Origin of the sequence: Erythrobacter mangrovi (assembly GCF_013260645.1) — a bacterium.
GTDB classification, from domain to species: Bacteria; Pseudomonadota; Alphaproteobacteria; order Sphingomonadales; family Sphingomonadaceae; genus Qipengyuania; species Qipengyuania mangrovi.
This window is the reverse complement of the sequence record NZ_CP053921.1, coordinates 1,982,193-1,998,486: the sequence shown is the minus strand read 5'-3', so window position 1 is coordinate 1,998,486 and position 16,294 is coordinate 1,982,193. Positions and strand designations below refer to the sequence as shown.

At 62.7% G+C, this 16,294-nt stretch carries 16 protein-coding genes; 8 read left to right on the top strand and 8 right to left on the bottom strand.

The features are described from left to right. Window positions 1-51: 51 nt before the first annotated feature. The 4 genes from ilvD to HQR01_RS10160 are packed head-to-tail and all read left to right on the top strand — an operon-like array spanning window position 52 to window position 4,872. Window positions 52-1,896 (top strand): dihydroxy-acid dehydratase, encoded by a 1,845-nt coding sequence (gene ilvD, locus HQR01_RS10175; protein WP_173214768.1) that lies wholly within the window; start codon window positions 52-54, stop codon window positions 1,894-1,896. Between the two features lie 39 nt (window positions 1,897-1,935). Beyond that, window positions 1,936-2,304, top strand: coding sequence for a hypothetical protein (locus tag HQR01_RS10170; protein WP_173214767.1), 369 nt, complete (start codon window positions 1,936-1,938; stop codon window positions 2,302-2,304). Further along, on the top strand, window positions 2,297-3,679 hold the full coding sequence (locus HQR01_RS10165) for an NAD(P)H-hydrate epimerase (protein ID WP_234030125.1): 1,383 nt from the start codon (window positions 2,297-2,299) through the stop codon (window positions 3,677-3,679). Before HQR01_RS10170 ends, HQR01_RS10165 begins: the two co-directional genes overlap by 8 nt. Further along, window positions 3,676-4,872 carry a class I SAM-dependent RNA methyltransferase gene (locus tag HQR01_RS10160; RefSeq protein ID WP_173214766.1) on the top strand — a complete coding sequence of 399 codons (1,197 nt, stop codon included), beginning with the start codon at window positions 3,676-3,678 and terminating at the stop codon, window positions 4,870-4,872. The genes HQR01_RS10165 and HQR01_RS10160 overlap by 4 nt, the downstream gene beginning before the upstream one ends. Here HQR01_RS10160 and HQR01_RS10155 read toward each other — a convergent pair. From HQR01_RS10155 to HQR01_RS15255, 5 genes are read right to left on the bottom strand one after another with little or no spacing between them, the layout of a single operon-like run. Continuing rightward, window positions 4,857-5,645: a hydrolase 1, exosortase A system-associated gene (locus tag HQR01_RS10155; protein ID WP_173214765.1), complete on the bottom strand. Its 789-nt coding sequence runs from the start codon at window positions 5,643-5,645 to the stop codon at window positions 4,857-4,859. The genes HQR01_RS10160 and HQR01_RS10155 overlap by 16 nt on opposite strands. After that, on the bottom strand, window positions 5,642-6,280 hold the full coding sequence (locus tag HQR01_RS10150) for an alpha/beta hydrolase family protein (protein WP_234030124.1): 639 nt from the start codon (window positions 6,278-6,280) through the stop codon (window positions 5,642-5,644). Before HQR01_RS10150 ends, HQR01_RS10155 begins: the two co-directional genes overlap by 4 nt. A gap of 48 nt (window positions 6,281-6,328) precedes the next feature. Continuing rightward, the gene (locus HQR01_RS10145) at window positions 6,329-6,601 is read right to left on the bottom strand and encodes an acyl carrier protein (protein ID WP_234030123.1); all 273 of its coding nucleotides are present in this window, start codon (window positions 6,599-6,601) and stop codon (window positions 6,329-6,331) included. Window positions 6,602-6,634: 33 nt separating this feature from the next. Beyond that, complete coding sequence (locus tag HQR01_RS10140) at window positions 6,635-7,453, bottom strand: GNAT family N-acetyltransferase (RefSeq protein ID WP_234030122.1); 819 nt, start codon at window positions 7,451-7,453, stop codon at window positions 6,635-6,637. Then, complete coding sequence (locus tag HQR01_RS15255; protein WP_234030121.1) at window positions 7,453-7,623, bottom strand: hypothetical protein; 171 nt, start codon at window positions 7,621-7,623, stop codon at window positions 7,453-7,455. Before HQR01_RS15255 ends, HQR01_RS10140 begins: the two co-directional genes overlap by 1 nt. Window positions 7,624-7,649: 26 nt before the next feature. Between HQR01_RS15255 and HQR01_RS10135 the strand changes: the two genes are divergently transcribed. The 4 genes from HQR01_RS10135 to HQR01_RS10120 all read left to right on the top strand — a co-directional run bounded on the left by HQR01_RS10135 (window position 7,650) and on the right by HQR01_RS10120 (window position 13,851). Further along, entirely contained in the window at window positions 7,650-9,164 is a 1,515-nt protein-coding gene (locus tag HQR01_RS10135; RefSeq protein ID WP_173214762.1) for an acyl-CoA ligase (AMP-forming), exosortase A system-associated, read from the top strand. Then, window positions 9,161-10,387, top strand: a complete 1,227-nt coding sequence (locus HQR01_RS10130; protein ID WP_173214761.1) for a pyridoxal-dependent decarboxylase, exosortase A system-associated — start codon at window positions 9,161-9,163, stop codon at window positions 10,385-10,387. The genes HQR01_RS10135 and HQR01_RS10130 overlap by 4 nt, the downstream gene beginning before the upstream one ends. Window positions 10,388-10,621: 234 nt before the next feature. Next, window positions 10,622-11,821, top strand: a complete 1,200-nt coding sequence (locus HQR01_RS10125) for an AAA family ATPase (RefSeq protein WP_173214760.1) — start codon at window positions 10,622-10,624, stop codon at window positions 11,819-11,821. Between the two features lie 131 nt (window positions 11,822-11,952). Then, window positions 11,953-13,851 carry an XrtA/PEP-CTERM system amidotransferase gene (locus tag HQR01_RS10120; RefSeq protein WP_173214759.1) on the top strand — a complete coding sequence of 633 codons (1,899 nt, stop codon included), beginning with the start codon at window positions 11,953-11,955 and terminating at the stop codon, window positions 13,849-13,851. Here HQR01_RS10120 and zapE read toward each other — a convergent pair. The 3 genes from zapE to HQR01_RS10105 are packed head-to-tail and all read right to left on the bottom strand — an operon-like array spanning window position 13,848 to window position 16,222. Next, window positions 13,848-14,963 carry a cell division protein ZapE gene (gene zapE, locus HQR01_RS10115; RefSeq protein WP_173214758.1) on the bottom strand — a complete coding sequence of 372 codons (1,116 nt, stop codon included), beginning with the start codon at window positions 14,961-14,963 and terminating at the stop codon, window positions 13,848-13,850. The genes HQR01_RS10120 and zapE overlap by 4 nt on opposite strands. After that, complete coding sequence (locus HQR01_RS10110; protein ID WP_173214757.1) at window positions 14,960-15,427, bottom strand: PaaI family thioesterase; 468 nt, start codon at window positions 15,425-15,427, stop codon at window positions 14,960-14,962. The genes zapE and HQR01_RS10110 overlap by 4 nt, the downstream gene beginning before the upstream one ends. Window positions 15,428-15,439: 12 nt before the next feature. Beyond that, the gene (locus HQR01_RS10105) at window positions 15,440-16,222 is read right to left on the bottom strand and encodes a succinate dehydrogenase iron-sulfur subunit (protein ID WP_325064498.1); all 783 of its coding nucleotides are present in this window, start codon (window positions 16,220-16,222) and stop codon (window positions 15,440-15,442) included. Between the last annotated feature and the right edge of the window lie 72 nt (window positions 16,223-16,294).

Below are 16,294 nucleotides of genomic sequence, written 5' to 3'. Positions count from 1 at the left end.
CGCAGGCCTCGCGGTCTGCTAGGCAGGGACTTCCAGCAAGAGAGACCTGCCATGCCCGCCTATCGCTCCCGCACCACCACCCATGGCCGCAACATGGCCGGCGCGCGCGGATTATGGCGCGCGACGGGGATGAAGGACGGCGATTTCGGCAAGCCGATCATCGCCGTGGTCAACAGCTTCACGCAGTTCGTGCCGGGCCACGTCCACCTCAAGGACCTTGGCCAGCTGGTCGCGCGCCAGATCGAGGCGGCGGGCGGCGTTGCCAAGGAATTCAACACCATCGCGGTCGATGACGGGATCGCCATGGGGCATGACGGGATGCTCTATTCGCTCCCCAGCCGAGATCTGATCGCCGACAGTGTTGAGTACATGGTCAACGCGCATTGCGCCGATGCGATGGTGTGCATCTCCAACTGCGACAAGATCACCCCCGGAATGCTGATGGCGGCCCTGCGGCTCAACATCCCGGCGGTGTTCGTTTCGGGCGGCCCGATGGAAGCGGGCAAGGTCGTGCTCAAGGGCAAGGAGGTCGCGCTCGATCTGGTCGATGCCATGGTTGCCGCAGCGGACGAGCATTACACCGATGAAGAAGTGTCGGCGATCGAGCAGAATGCCTGCCCGACCTGCGGATCGTGCAGCGGGATGTTTACTGCGAACTCGATGAACTGCCTGACCGAAGCACTGGGTCTTTCGCTTCCCGGCAACGGCTCGACCCTGGCGACCCATGCCGACCGCAAGGGCCTGTTCGAACGCGCCGGGCGGCTCGTGGTGACGCTCGCCAAGCGCTATTATGAGGAAGACGACGAGAGCGTGCTGCCGCGCAGTATCGCCAGTTTTGAAGCTTTCGAGAACGCGATGAGCCTCGATATCGCCATGGGCGGATCGACCAATACCGTGCTCCACCTGCTTGCCGCCGCGCATGAGGCAGGGGTCGATTTCACGATGAAGGATATCGACCGGCTCAGTCGAAAGGTGCCGTGCCTCAGCAAGGTCGCCCCGGCGAAGAGCGACGTGCACATGGAAGACGTCCATCGCGCCGGCGGGATCATGGCGATCCTCGGCGAGCTGGAAAAGGCGGGCCTGCTCCACACCGCGCTGCCGACCGTGCACAGCCCGACGATGGGCGACGCGCTTGACGATTGGGACATTGGCCGCACCAAGAACAACAAGGTGCGCGAGTTCTTCTCCGCCGCGCCGGGTGGAGTGCCGACGCAGACCGCCTTCAGCCAGTCGCGCCGCTGGGCCGATCTCGACCTCGACCGCGAGAACGGGGTTATCCGTAGTGCTGAGCATGCCTTCAGCAAGGATGGCGGGCTCGCCGTGCTCTACGGCAATATCGCCGAGGATGGCTGCATCGTGAAGACCGCCGGGGTCGACGAGAGCATCCTGCGCTTTACCGGCAAGGCGCGGGTTTATGAGAGCCAGGACGCAGCGGTCGAGGGTATCCTCGCGGGCGAAGTGGTCGCGGGCGATGTCGTGGTGATCCGCTACGAAGGGCCACGCGGCGGGCCGGGCATGCAGGAAATGCTCTACCCGACCAGCTACCTCAAGTCGAAGGGGCTGGGGGCGCAATGCGCACTGTTCACCGACGGGCGCTTTTCGGGCGGGACATCGGGCCTGTCGATCGGCCACGCCTCGCCCGAAGCGGCCGAAGGCGGCGCGATCGGCCTGGTCGATACCGGAGATACTATCGTGATTTCGATCCCTGAACGGTCGATCAACCTGGCGGTGTCCGACGAAGAACTGGCATCGCGCCGAGCCGCGCGCGATGCTGCCGGCTGGCAGCCCGCCGAACCGCGCCCGCGCAAGGTCTCGCCAGCACTCGAAGCCTATGCCGCGATGACCACCAGTGCAGCACGCGGTGCGATCCGCGACGTTTCGCAGATCAAGCGCTGACCCTTGCCCCCGGCGCGTCACCGTGGCAGCGGCGGGGGGATGCTTCCATTGCGGCCCTGCCTGACCCTCTCCGCTTGCGCTGCCCTGGCAGCCTGCGGTAACGCAGGGGCGCCCGAAGTCGCCGAACAGGGCGGCTTACCGGTCGATTGCGCGCTTGATGGCGCCGAAATCTTCGAGACTGTCTGTATGCTCAAGCATGTCGAAGGCGCCAATCAGTTCGTCCTGTGGCGCCCTGATGGCGGTCTTCGGCGGTTTGAGAGTAGCCCAGATGGCGGATGGCAGGAGGCAGATGGCGCCGAGCAGGCAGTCTCCAGGACTGAATTCGACGGCGACTTCGTTGAATTTACCGTTGCCGGTGACCGCTTCCGGATGGAGAAATGGCAGCTGCTGGAGTCGAAGGTTGACTGATCCCGTCCTCACCGTAGCCCAGATGCGCGCCGCGGAACGCGCGGCGATGGATGCCGGCACGAGTGAATGGGAGCTGATGCAGCGGGCGGGCGAGGGCGCTGCGCAGTGGATCGCACGGGTGGCGGCTGGGCGACCGGTTACGGTGCTATGCGGGCCTGGTAACAATGGCGGTGACGGCTACGTGATAGCCGATACACTCTCCAAGAAGGGCTATCAGGTGCAGGTTATCGCGCCGCGCGAACCGGGTACCGCGACCGCGCAGCTAGCCCGGGCTCACTTCGCGGTCGAGGTTGAGGCAGAAGGACAACTGCGCAACCCGGTCGTGGTTGATTGTCTGTTCGGTTACGGGCTGGCCCGACAAGTCGAGGGCAAGTTCAAGGATTTGCTTAAAAAACTATCAATAAATCATTGTTATAAAATCGCTATTGATGTTCCCAGCGGGATCGAAAGCGATACCGGTTCAGTGCTGGGACCGTTACCCCAGTATGACCTTACCCTTGCGCTCGGTGCCTGGAAGCAGGCGCACGGATTGATGCCGGCCACGGCCTCGATGGGTGCGCGGCGGCTCGTTCCGATTGGCCTGGATCTCGAAGGGTTTACCTCGACGATGTCCGCCCGGCCCAGCTTTGCCGCGCCTGCACCTGACGCCCACAAATATCGGCGAGGACTTCTCGCTATTGTTGCTGGTGCCATGCCCGGTGCATCACTCCTCGCAGCAGAGGCAGCAATGCTCGCCGGGGCAGGCTATGTGAAGCTGCTGAGCGAGCATCCTTGGCCCAATGCGCCGGCCGATCTGGTTGTCGCAAAAGACGTCAATGAAGCGCTCGATGATGCGCGAAACAGTGCCCTGCTGTTCGGTCCCGGCGCTGCGCGCGACGATGTGGCGCGCTGCAGGCTCGCGCAGGTCCTCGAGAAGCGCAAGCCGACCGTGCTCGATGCAGATGCGCTCCATCTTCTCGATCCCGACATGCTCGAAGGGGCTGACGCCACGAAGCTATGCATCACCCCGCACGAAGGCGAACTTGCCAAGCTTTGCGATGCCTTCGGCGTCACGGCGGATAGCAAGCTCGACCGGGTACGCCTACTCCGCGACGTCACCGGGCTGACCGTGTTGGCCAAGGGGCCCGACACGATCCTTGCTGGCGGTGCCACGACGCGATTCTTTCCGCGGGGCTCAAGCTGGCTTTCGGTCGCTGGCACGGGCGATGTCCTTGCCGGCATCGTGGCGTCACGTCTGGCTGGCCATGGCGACCCGCTGCGCGCCTGCGAAGAAGGCGTCTGGCTGCATCAGGAGGCTGCTCGATTGGCGTCACCGGCTTTCTCCGCGAGTGACCTTGCCCGCGCGGTGAAACCGGCCATGGCGTCATTCCTGTGAGCGAAGCTGAAACGATCCTGCGCATCGCGGCCAAGGGCGATGGCGTCACCGCGTCGGGCCGACATATCGCGGGCGGGGTACCCGGGGACGTCGTTCGTCCTGACGGGACGCTAGAGCCCGGACCGCATCATGTCGAAGCGCCGTGCCGTCATTTCCGGACATGTGGAGGCTGCCAGCTGCAGCAGGCCGATGAAGAGGCACTGCGCCGTTTCGTCACTGAGCGAGTAGCCTTCGCCGCCGAGGGCCAGGGGATAACGGTCGGTGAATTGCTGCCGACCCACCTCTCGCCACCGCGTACCCGCCGCCGGGCTACGCTGCATGCCTTGCGTACGGCCAAGGGTGCGGTGCTGGGTTTTCGGGAGAAGGGCGCGCACCGCATCGTCGACCTGGCTGAGTGCCACATCCTGCTGCCCGAGCTCTTCGCGCTAGTTTGCCCCCTGCGTTCGGTGATCGCCAATCATGGCGGAAAGCCGCCCGTCGATATCGAGCTGACCGTTGTCGACCAGGGAGTGGATTGCACGCTCAAAGGCATCCAAGCGGATGGCCTGGCTGCGACGGAAGCACTGCTCGACTTTGCGCGCGAACACCAGCTGGCGCGTCTTTCGCTCGATCGTGGCTATGGACCTGAAACCGTGTGGGAACCGCAGCCGGTCACGGTTGCGCTTGGGCAGGTGCCCGTGCCGTTCCCGCAAGGCAGTTTCCTTCAGCCGACCGGGGACGGGGAGAGCACACTGATTGGGGATGCGCGGGACTTCTTGGCCGAAGCCGGCACGATCGCCGACTTGTTCTCCGGTCTTGGTACCTTTGCCTTTGCGCTCGCCGGTCCGGCCAAGGTGCTCGCGGTCGAGGCCGCGCGCGATGCCCACCTTGCTTGCAAGGCAGCAGCGAATGCCCGGGTGCTACCCGTCCACTCACTCCATCGGGACCTGTTTCGCAATCCCCTCCAGCCGGACGAAGCAGGACGCTTCGACGCCCTTTTGCTCGATCCGCCGCGTGCGGGCGCGCGCGAGCAGATTGCCCAGATCGCTGCCAGCAAGGCGAGCAGGCTGGCCTATGTCAGCTGCAATCCGGCTAGCTGGGCGAAGGATGCGAAGGTGTTGGTAGATGCAGGCTTTCGCCTCGAGAAGCTGCGCCCAGTGGGGCAATTCCGGTGGTCGACCCATGTCGAGCTGACCAGCTACTTCATCCGCTGATCGCGTAGCGCCTCGAGCAGGCGATCCTTAAGCCACACCCGGGCTTCCGCGGATGAATAGGCGTGGTCGGCCCCTGGACAGCGTGCGATGCGGCTATCCGCGCTATCCCAGCTTTCCTCGAAAAGCTGAGCGGTGCGGTCGGCGGTAGCGAGGAGGATGCGCACGGGTCCATCGAACCCGCCGATGCCGGCAGCCATCTCTTGCGCCAATGTGGTGGGCGCTGCCTTTGGTCCCAAGGCGCGCGCCAGGCCGCGCGCGAGCTTCGACAGGTTCACACCGCCAGTGACCAGTCGCAGTACTTCGCGTGGGTTTTTGAGCTTGTCCGCATAACGCGAACGTATCGCAGAGGGCGGTCGCGTGTCGTCCGTCTCGTCTTCGATGGTCCACGGGTTGCTTAGTACCAGCGCATCGCAGCCCGCGCCCTCAGTTAGCATCAGTGCGCTTGCTGCATCGCAATTGCCGTAGGCCACCACGCGCTCGACTTGCGGCGCCATCGCCCGGAAGGCGTTGAGGGCGGCTGCGATGTCCTTGCGGGACTTGCGAAAGCCCCGGTTCTCGCCAGCACTGTCGCCAATTCCGCGGCGGTCGAAGCGGAACACCGGAAAACCCGCGGCGGCAATCTCCGCTGCTAGCCGCGCCTGCCCGTTGAAAGCGCCCGCCCGTATTTCATTCCCTCCACTGACCAGCAGCAATCCCGTTTTGCCTGGCGCACTGTCGAGGGTCGCCCCGCAGCGCTTGCCCTGGCATTCGAAGCTGAGCGGAAGCCGTTTCACGACGAGATTCCCGTTGCGATTAGGTGAGCCAGCGCTTCGGCCTGCTCGGTGTCGAAATCGTTCTCGGCGCGCAGCCACAGGGCCTTTCCGCCAATCTCGGAGTGGTCAACGACGCTATGGAGGTCACCCGCGCTGAATTCGGTCGCTTCCAACTCGTCGATCAGGGTGCTTCCCAATTCCCAGCCCGCGATCTCAAGTCCTTTCTTGCGGCCCTTCTCAAGCAAGGTCTCGGCAGACTCCTGCTGGCCTGCTTCGCGCTCGGCGAGGATGCGGGCGCGCAGCATCGCGCGCAGTACCTGGCCCGGCTTCGGCGGTGCGTAGAGCCAACCCGGTAGACTGCTGGGGGCGATCCAGCACCCAGAGCGGATCGCGAGGACATGCGTGGCCGAAAAATGGTTCGCCGCGGCCATTGCCGCGATACGCCAACCCACTAGCGACTGGGCCGAATGTGGTGCCAGGCTCTCATTGCATCCGGGGAAATCCGGGCAAATCGAGTCAATGCCTCGTTCATTCAGACGTATTATGATTTCAAGGATTTGATGGCGAAACTTGTTAGCTTCTTCGAAGAAAGGTGGAATCACCAACAGCCGCGTTGAGCGTTTGCCGTCGAGAGCCAGAGCCATTTCCTCGCCCATCCCGCCGGTGGGAGTCGGGCAAGGCCAACTGGCATACATGGCTGCCTCTTAGCCTTCGGCCGCTTTGGCTTCGGCGAAGGCCAGTAGGCTCCCGTAAGTCTCCAGCATCTCACCGTCGACCTCATCGTCGTCGATGGTGATGTCGAGCCGGTCTTCCAATTCGGTGAGGAGCCCCGCAACCGCCATGGAATCCAGTTCGGGCAGGTGACCGAAAAGACCAGTATCGGCGTCGAAGCCGGCAACCTGTGCGTCATCGAGCCCAAGTACATCGCGCAGGATCGCGCGCAGCTTCAAGTCGATGGCGGCGGTATGCGTGGTCATGGTGGTGGTCATCCCCGTTTTCGCTGGCGCGCCTTAACCGGGCGCCCTGCCGCGTGCAAGGCGACGGGCAAGAGCTTTGGCGAGCGGGAACCATGCCTTGGGCTGTCGCCAATCCAGGCAGGTGAGGCGGTAGCGTGGGCGGTTTCGTTCCATCCAGTCGCGCTTGTAGGCGTCCGAACCGGTCCCGAAGTCGACCAGATCGACCTTGTCGGTATCGATCACGTGCTCGAACAATGCCGCGCTGAGCGTGGTGCCGGCAGACAAGGGCTTGGCCGCTTTGATATGGGCCAGCTTGTGAATGTAGGCGGTATCCCCCTCAACGGTCCAGAATTGCGCGGCGACGGGCACACCGTCCGCCCTCGCGATGCCCAGCCGGATGCGGCCTGCCGCGCCTTCCGCGCGCGCGAAATCCTCCAGCAGGTCGGCGCGTTCTTCTTCAGGTTTCCAGCTCTCGGCATAGATCGACCGATATGCCGACCAAGCGGCCTCCTCGAAGCGCGTGAAGATCTCGACATCGACCTTCTTCGCCTTGCGCTTGAAGGTCGTGCGCATCTTGCCGGGTCGGTAGCTCCAGTACTCCGCAAAGGACCGGCCTTCGACGGGCAGGATATGGTTCTCGTCACAGTGCTCACGGAAGACGATCCATCCGCCTTTGCGGAAGCTGTGTTCGAGACGAGTGGCGCTGCCATCCTCGTCGGGCAGGGGCGACATGATGATCTGGCTGGCCTGCGTGCGCAGATCGGTGGCGAGCGCCACCAGCAGTTCGTCTACCCACTCATCTTCGCGACCCAGTGGGCGCCAGGTGAAGCTGAACCAGTTGGCGAGGCTGGCCAGGCCATCGCCGGTCCGCATCAGTGGCAATGCACCTCGCGTGTGCCGCTGTGCGCAGTCGCGATGAAGGGTGGCAACCCGCCCGCCGCGAGCAGGGCGTACCATTCGGGCCTGTCGAAGGGACCACGGGCAAACTGCGTGAACTCTTGCAGTTTGGTAATCGTCTCGTGATAGCTGACCGCGGTGACCACCCGGAATCCCTTGCTTCGGAGCGTTAATGCCTGATCCCACGCCACGCCCGCTCGATCAACTGACCGAGAGAGGCGGTGCACAGGTACCTGCGCTGGTGCTGCGCGATCGGACGCTAAGCTATGCGGAGTTGGGAAACCGCGTCGGACTGCTGGCCGGATGGCTGGCGAACCATGTGGATAAGGGTTCCCGGGTGGCCAGTTGGGCGGCCAAAGGGGAATTGACCTGCCTGCTGCCGCTGGCTGCGGCCCGGGCAGGGCTTGTGCATGTGCCGATCAATCCGCTGCTCAAGCGCGCGCAGGTGGCGCACATCCTCGGCGACAGCGGCTCGGTATTGCTGATGGGCACCAAGGCGCGCCTTGCGACATTGGAAGAAAGCGATGTGCCGAGCAGCTGTGAGTTGGTCGACGAAGCCGACGTTTTCGCGCTTGCCGAACGCCAAGGGGCTGTACTTGGCCCTTCGGACAACGATCCGCAGGAACTCGCAGCGATCCTCTACACCAGTGGTTCGACCGGTCGACCCAAGGGCGTGATGCTCACTCACGCGAATATGTGGATTGGTGCCGTTTCGGTGGCGGATTACCTCGGCATGGCGAGCGACGACGTAACCTTGGGCGTACTGCCCTTCAGCTTCGACTATGGGCAGAACCAGCTGTTCTCCACCTGGTACGCAGGCGGCTGCGTAGTTCCACTGGATTACCTCTTCCCGCGTGATGTGGCCAAGGCTTGTGCCAGGCATGGAGTCACGACATTGGCCGCCGTCCCGCCGCTTTGGGTCCAACTGACCGAAGCCGATTGGCCCGATGAAGCGCGCACACCGCTGCGCCGCCTGACCAACTCCGGCGGAGCGCTGACTGTGGAACTGGTACGAGAACTGCGCACCCTATTCCCCCAGGCACGGTTGTTCCCGATGTACGGGCTGACCGAGGCATTCCGGTCGACCTATCTCGATCCAGAACTGGTCGACACGCATCCGACAGCCATGGGCAAGGCAATCCCGCACGCCGAAATTCTCGTGATCTGTGATGAGGGCCAGCTTTGTAGTCCGGGTGAGGAGGGTGAGCTGGTGCATTGCGGGCCACTTGTGGCGCAAGGTTACTGGCAGGATCCCGAGCGAACAGCCGAACGGTTCAGGCCGGCTCCTGCATTTTCGCGTTATGGCGGCACAGCCGTCTGGTCGGGCGACCGGGTCAAGCGTGATGCGGATGGCCTGCTCTATTTTGTCGGTCGCCGCGATGCGATGATCAAGAGCGCGGGCAACCGGATTAGCCCGCAAGAACTGGAGAGCGCGGCATTGGCGACCGGACTGGTTGCCGAAGTGGTGGCTATGGGGGTGAAGGACGAGCGACTGGGTCATGCGATCCATCTGGTCGTGCGACCTGCTACAGGCGTTAAGGGCTACGAGGAAATGTTGCCAAAGGCGTTGCAGAAGGACCTGCCCAATTTCATGCAACCGCACGTGATCCACTGGCGCGAAACGCTGCCGCTCAACCCGAATGGCAAGCTCGACCGAACAGCGATCGCGCAGGAAATCGGCGCATGAAGCCCCTCGGCCCAATTCCTCCTGGATTCACTGCCGTCGATGGCGAGTTGGCGATTGGCGGGCGCAGGGTTTCCGAGCTCGTCGCGGAGGCGGGACAGACCCCCTTGTTCGTCTACTCGCGACAACGGATCGCGGACCGGATCGCCGATCTGCGGACGGCTATGCCCGAACAACTGAAGATCAATTATGCAATAAAGGCCAATAGCTTCGCGCCTGTTCTTTCCTATGTCTCGACCTTGGTGGACGGGCTCGATATCGCATCGGGTGGCGAGCTGGAGATGGTTCGAGCGAGCGGCTTCGACCTGTCCCGCGTCAGTTTCGCAGGGCCGGGCAAGCGCGACGAAGAGCTGGAAGCGGCGATTGCAAGTGGCGTCACGCTCAATCTCGAGAGCGAGAATGAAGCGGAGCGTGCACTGGCCATCGCCGGGCGGCTGGGGCGCACTCCACGGCTCGCGATCCGCGTGAACCCCGATTTCGAGCTCAAAGGCTCGGGCATGAAAATGGGTGGAGGGGCCAAACCCTTCGGCGTCGATGCCGCACGTGTTCCAGCGCTCGCGCGCAAGATCGTCGACGCGGGCTGCGAATGGCGAGGGCTGCATATCTTCACCGGCAGCCAGGCATTGTCGGCAGAAGCGGTGATCGACATGCAGGCCAAGGTGCTCGATTGCGCGGATCGGATCGCCGTCGAAGCGGGCTTGACGCTGCCGAAGCTTAACATGGGTGGGGGCTTTGGAATTCCCTATTTCCCGGGTGACGAACCGCTCGATATTCAGGCGATAGGCGATGCGCTTACGGACCGGTTGGAATTGCTCCCCGAGACGCTTGCTGAAGCTGAACTATTGATCGAACTTGGCCGCTATCTCGTTGGCGAAGCAGGTGTTTACCTGACTCGCATTATCGATCGCAAGGAAAGTTACGGCGAGACCTATCTGGTAACCGATGGCGGCCTGCACCACCAGCTTGCCGCTTCGGGGAACTTCGGCACCGTTGTACGACGCAATTACCCGGTCGCCATCGCCACACGGTTCAACGCCGAACCGGAAGAGGAAGCCAATGTCGTCGGCTGCCTGTGCACCCCGCTTGATCGGCTCGCTGACAAGGCGCAGCTGCCGCGAGCCGAGGTCGGCGATATCGTCGCGGTGTTTTGTGCCGGAGCCTATGGGGCTACCGCCTCTCCAAGCGCGTTTCTTGGGCAGGGCCCTGCTGAGGAAGTGCTGATTTGAGACAACGGTCAAAGAAATGACCGATCGCAGAAATCTAGTAGCCTTGCTGCGTATGACTAACGATATGTTTATCTATTTTTAGCAGTGGATGCCTCAATGGGGGATGGCAGGGCAAACTTGGTGTTCGACCTCCTTCGCATGGATGCCAGGGAGATATTCCATCCGCGCCTGACGACGTTGTGACGGCTTCCGCACTGCTCGGCCTTCGTTACGATTTCTGATAAGGACGTACCGATGTACGAGGACTTTTACGGTTTCAGCGAGCGACCTTTTCAGCTCACGCCCGATCCGGCGTTCTATTATGAGAGCGTCACGCACAAGAAGGCGCTGAGCTATCTCGGCTACGGGCTCAATCAAGGTGAGGGCTTCGTGGTCATCACCGGCGAGGTCGGTGCGGGAAAGTCGACGCTGGTGGCGCACCTTAATCAGAAACTTGACGCCAGTCACACGACCGTTGGCGAAGTTGTGACCAGCGCGCTGGACGGCGAAGAAATGATCTACGTCGCCGCGCGTAGCTTCGGGCTCGACATTGCGGGCGGCGACAAGGCTGCCGCACTGGCTGCGATCGAACTATTCTTGCACGACGAAGCGCGCAACGGCCGTCGGGTCTTGCTGATCGTCGATGAGGCACAGAACCTTTCGATTGGGGCGCTGGAAGAGTTGCGCATGCTTTCCAATTTCCAGCTCGGCTCGCATCCACTGCTTCAGATGCTCCTCTTGGGTCAACCCGAGTTCAAGCACCTGCTTGCTCACTCGGACGAGCTCGAACAGCTGCGCCAACGCGTCATCGCCGCACACCATCTCGAGCCGATGCAGCCGGGCGAGATAGAACCTTACGTAATGCACCGCCTTCGTCATGTCGGTTGGGACGGGAACCCTGAACTGGACAGCGGTTTGTGGGTCAAGCTGCACAAGGCGACCCGTGGTATCCCGCGCAACATCAACCAGGTGATGTCACGGTTACTGCAACTGGGGGCAGTCGAAGAACAGTCTGTGCTCGGAACCGATATGCTCGAGGCGGTGTTGAATGATATGTCCGGAAACAACTCGCCCGATCAGGTCGATGTGCCCGTTGCCAGACCACGGCCGGATCGGGATTTGCCCGCCGCCGATGCGATCGCGCGGGTGCGCTCTGAAATGATGGCACCTGTGCTGCAACCCACCGCAGCAGAGCGGGAGAGGGGTTTGCTCGATGTCCAAATCGAGGCGATCGAACGTGCCTTCTCCGAGCGTGACAAGCATGTGGCTGCGCTCCGGCGCGAGGTCGAGAAGCTCGCTTCGGCCCGCATCCATGGTGAGGCCGTGCCGACGGACATGGACGGACGCTTGTCGGCAATCGAGCGCCGCCTCGACGAGCAGGAGCAATCGTTGCGGCACGTCCTGACTATGATGATCGACTATTTTGAGGGTGAGGCATCGCGCGCAGCGGCCTGACTCGGGACACGCGTTGTCAATGGGGCCACGAACGTACAGCGGATCGGCAGCTATCTGCCGCTCGATGTCCAAGATGGGTTCGGGGTCGGCGCGTTGCCGTGCTCGGCCGGCTCGGCTAGGCCCCGAGTCACATGTGCGGGATCGCGGGAATATTCCACTATGAGAGCGTGAAGCCGGTCGATCCAAATCGGATCGGACGGATGATCGATGCGCTCGCCTCGCGCGGGCCCGATGGGGCAGGTGTGTGGACCGCGCCTGGAGTGGGCCTTGGTCATCGCCGCCTTTCGGTTATCGACCTGGCGGGTTCGCCGCAGCCGATGCATTCGGCCGACGGGCGCGCGGTGATCGTCTTCAATGGCGAGATCTACAATTACCGCCGCTTGCGCCATGAACTGGAGCAAGGAGGGGCGCAGTTCCGCACCGATGGCGATACCGAGACCATCCTTGCCGCGTGGCAGCGCTGGGGGCCCCGCTGCCTGGACAAGCTCGACGGGATGTTCGCCTTTGCTCTCTATGACCTCAAGAAGCGCCAGCTGTTCCTGGCGCGCGACCGGTTGGGGGTGAAGCCGCTATATGTCGCACGACTTGCGGGTGGGGCGCTGGCCTTTGCCAGCGAGCTGAAAGGCCTGCTGGCCAATCCGCTTATGCGGCGGACGATCGATCCGCTCGCGATCGAAGATTACATGACCTGGGGATACGTGCCCGATCATCGGTCGATCCTGAAGGATGTCGAGAAGTTGGCCGCTGGTCATTACCTGCTGCTCGAGCACGGGCGCGAGCCTAGTCCGCCGGTCAAGTGGTGGGATCTGAGTTTTGAGCAGCGCGCGCGCGGTTCGGCCGAGGATCTCTCAGCGCAATTGCTCCACTTGATGCGCGAAGCCGTATCCAGTCGCATGGTCGCCGATGTCCCGCTTGGGGCCTTCCTCTCGGGAGGCGTAGACAGTTCCTCAGTCGTTGCCCTGATGAGCGAGGTGAGCGCCAAGCCTGTAACGAGCTGTTCAATCGGTTTCGATGTCGCCGATGTCGATGAAACCAGCCATGCGCGCAAGGTGGCCGAACTGTTCGGCACCGATCACCATGAACGGATCGTCACTGCCGACCAGTTCGGCGAGATCGATCGCCTGGTCCGGATATTCGACGAGCCCTTCGCCGATGCGAGCGCGCTGCCCACCTTGCGGGTTTGCGAGTTGGCGCGTGAGCATGTGACTGTCGCGCTATCCGGCGATGGCGCGGATGAGGCCTTTGCCGGTTACCGCAGGCAGTTGTTCCAGGCGCGCGAGGAGCAGGCGCGTGCGATCCTGCCGCGCGCCTTGCGCGAACCGGTCTTTGGCGCGCTTGGCAAGCTCTGGCCCAAGGCCGATTGGGCGCCAAGACCCATGCGTGCAAAGACGACCTTCCTTGCGCTCGCCACAAGCGGAGAGACTGGCTACGCCCGCGCCCTGTCGATCCTCGCTCCCGAGCAGCGACAGGAGATCTTTGGTGAGGGGCTGCTGCGCGAGCGGGGTGCGTACAGGGCCGAACATCCCTTCGAAAAGCTAATGCGCGAAGCCCCGGCGCGTAGTGGACTGGATCGGGCCCAATATGCCGATCTCAAGTTCTGGCTGCCGGGCGATATCCTGACCAAGACCGACCGCACCAGCATGGCTGTCAGCCTCGAAGCGCGAGAGCCGCTGCTTGACCACCGCTTGCTCGAATTCGGCGCACGCTTGCCCGAACGCCAGCGTATTCGTGGTACTACCGGCAAATGGCTGATGAAGCACACTATGGAACGCTATCTGCCCGAAGACATTCTGTACCGCCCCAAGCAGGGTTTTGTGACCCCGCTGGCGCAGTGGTTTCGCGGGCCGTTGGCAAGCGAGGCGAGGGCCGTGGCATCGAGCGAGTTGCTGACAGGCAGTGGCTGGTTTGATCGAAAGGCGCTTTCCCGCCTTGCCGACAACCATATCGCTGGTCGGTCCGATAACGCCCGAACCCTGTGGCAGTTGCTGATGCTGGAGCGATCGCTCCGCCACCTGAAGCCCAGCGGCTAACCCTCCAGCCCGTGTCCCCGCGCCATGTAGTCGGCGCCTTGCATTTCCTTGAGGCGACTTACCGTGCGCTCGAACTCGAAAGCACCATCGCCGACCGTGTAGAGGTCTTCCGGTTCGGCGGCTGCGGTCACGAACAACTTCACGTTGTTTTCATAGAGCGCATCGATCAGCTTGGTGAAGCGGATCGCCTCATTACGGTTTTCCGGTCCCATTTTCGGCACGCCGACAACGATGACGGAGTGGTAGGCGTGCGCGATAGCCAGATAGTCGGCGGCACCACGATTGTCGCTGCATAGCTTCTTGAAGCTGAAGACCGCGACGCCCTTCAGGCTCTTTGGGACCGTCAGGATACGTCCGCCGCCCAGGTCGATTTCGCCGCTAGGGACATTGGCTGCGTCTTCGGGCTTGTAGTCTGTCAGGCGGAAAAAGGCTTCGCGTACCTGTGCGGTGGCTTCGTCACCCATGGGTGCATGCCAGGTTGCGATATCGCCGAGGCGGTCGAGCCGGTAATCGGTCGGGCCATTCAGTGAGACCACATCGAGCTCGTTCTCGATCATCTCGATAAACGGGAGGAACAGCGAACGGTTGAGCCCGTCTTTGTAGAGATCGTGCGGCGGGCGATTGCTGGTAGTCACGACCGTCACCCGTTCGTCACGGATCAGCGCGGTGAACAACCTGCTCATGATCGCGGCGTCGGCGGTATTGGTGACGACCATTTCGTCGAAGGCGAGGCAGTCGATGTCCCGCGCCAACCGTGCGGCGACCGGCTTGATCGGGTCGCCTGCTTCCTTCTTGCGTTCGTCGCGGATGAGACGGTCGACCTCGAGCATGAACTCGTGGAAGTGGACGCGTCGTTTCTCGGCGATGCCCAGTGTCTCGATGAAAAGGTCCATCAGCATGGACTTACCGCGGCCTACGCCGCCCCACATGTAAACGCCCTGTGGGCGGGTCTTGCGACCACCGAATAGCTGAGCGAGCAGGCCTCCTGCCGTTTCCGCCTCCAGATCCTTTTGCAGCCGGTCAAGCCTTTCGGCCGCGCGGCGCTGATCCGGATCAGCCTGCAGTTCGCCCGCAGCAACCAGCCGCTCGTAGCGGGCGAGCATCCCGCTCATGACGCAATGCGGCGTTTCATCTTCTTCACGATGCCGGAGAAGCTGGCGACAAGGTGATCCTCCTGCTCAACCTTGCCACGCACGAAGACCATGCTGCCGGTCTCGCGCACGATCTCGCACACCGCGTCGAGCGGGCGGTCCATCATTCCCGCCCCGACGAATTGTGTCGACAGTTCCAGAGTGACCGAGGGGCCGGCGTTACCCGTGCCGATCGTGTGCATCGTCGTGAACAGTGAAATATCGATCAGCGACAGCGTTACGGCGCCGTGGATGATGCCCTGCAGGTTCTCATGCCGCCGCTCGGGAAACATGCGCAGCCGCGACTTGCCGTCTCCATCGACGCGGGTAATGAGCCTGCCCATCACAGCGCCATTGAACAGCGTCTGGTCCTTGAGATTCCAATGCCGCCAGCCCGGATTCTCCGGGTCCGGCTCGTGGTCGAACACGTCTTCGCGAAATGCCACTGGAGTCTGCGATCAGATGGCGCGTTCGGCCATCATCTTCTTGGTTTCAGCGATCGCCTTGGCCGGGCTCAGGCCCTTGGGGCAAACGTTCGCGCAGTTCATGATGGTGTGGCAGCGATAGAGGCGGAAAGGATCTTCCAGGGCGTCGAGCCGTTCGCCGGTCATCTCGTCACGGCTATCGGCCAGCCATCGATAGGCCTGCAGCAGGATCGCCGGGCCGAGGAACTTGTCACTGTTCCACCAATAGCTGGGGCACGAAGTCGAGCAGCAGGCGCACAGGATGCACTCATAGAGACCGTCGAGCTTCTCGCGCTGTTCGGGCGACTGCAGGCGCTCTTTGCCGCTCGGCGTAGTCGAGACCGTCTGCAGCCACGGACGGATGCTGGCATATTGCGCGTAGAAGTGCGTGAAATCGGGCACCAGGTCCTTGATCACGTCCATGCTGGGCAGCGGGGTGATGCGGACTTCGCCCTTGAGATCTTCGATCGCGGTCGTGCAAGCGAGGCCGTTCGTGCCGTTCATGTTCATCGAGCAGGAACCGCAAATGCCTTCGCGGCAGCTGCGCCGGAAGGTCAGCGTGGGATCGATCTCGTTCTTGATCTTGAACAGGGCATCGAGAACCATCGGCCCGCAATCGTCGAGGTCGAGCTCGAAGGTGTCGTAACGCGGGTTCTCCCCGCTGTCGGGATCGTAGCGGTAGATCTTGAATTTGCGAATGCGCGCTCCGCCTGCAGCCTTGTGGTCGCGGCTCTTGCCGGTGATCTTCGAATTCGCGGGAAGGGTGAAGGTCGCCATTACGCTATCGATCCTGTTGCTATGCGAAACCCATTAGCGGGTGTGACGCGCCATGCAAGGGTGGGGAGGGGC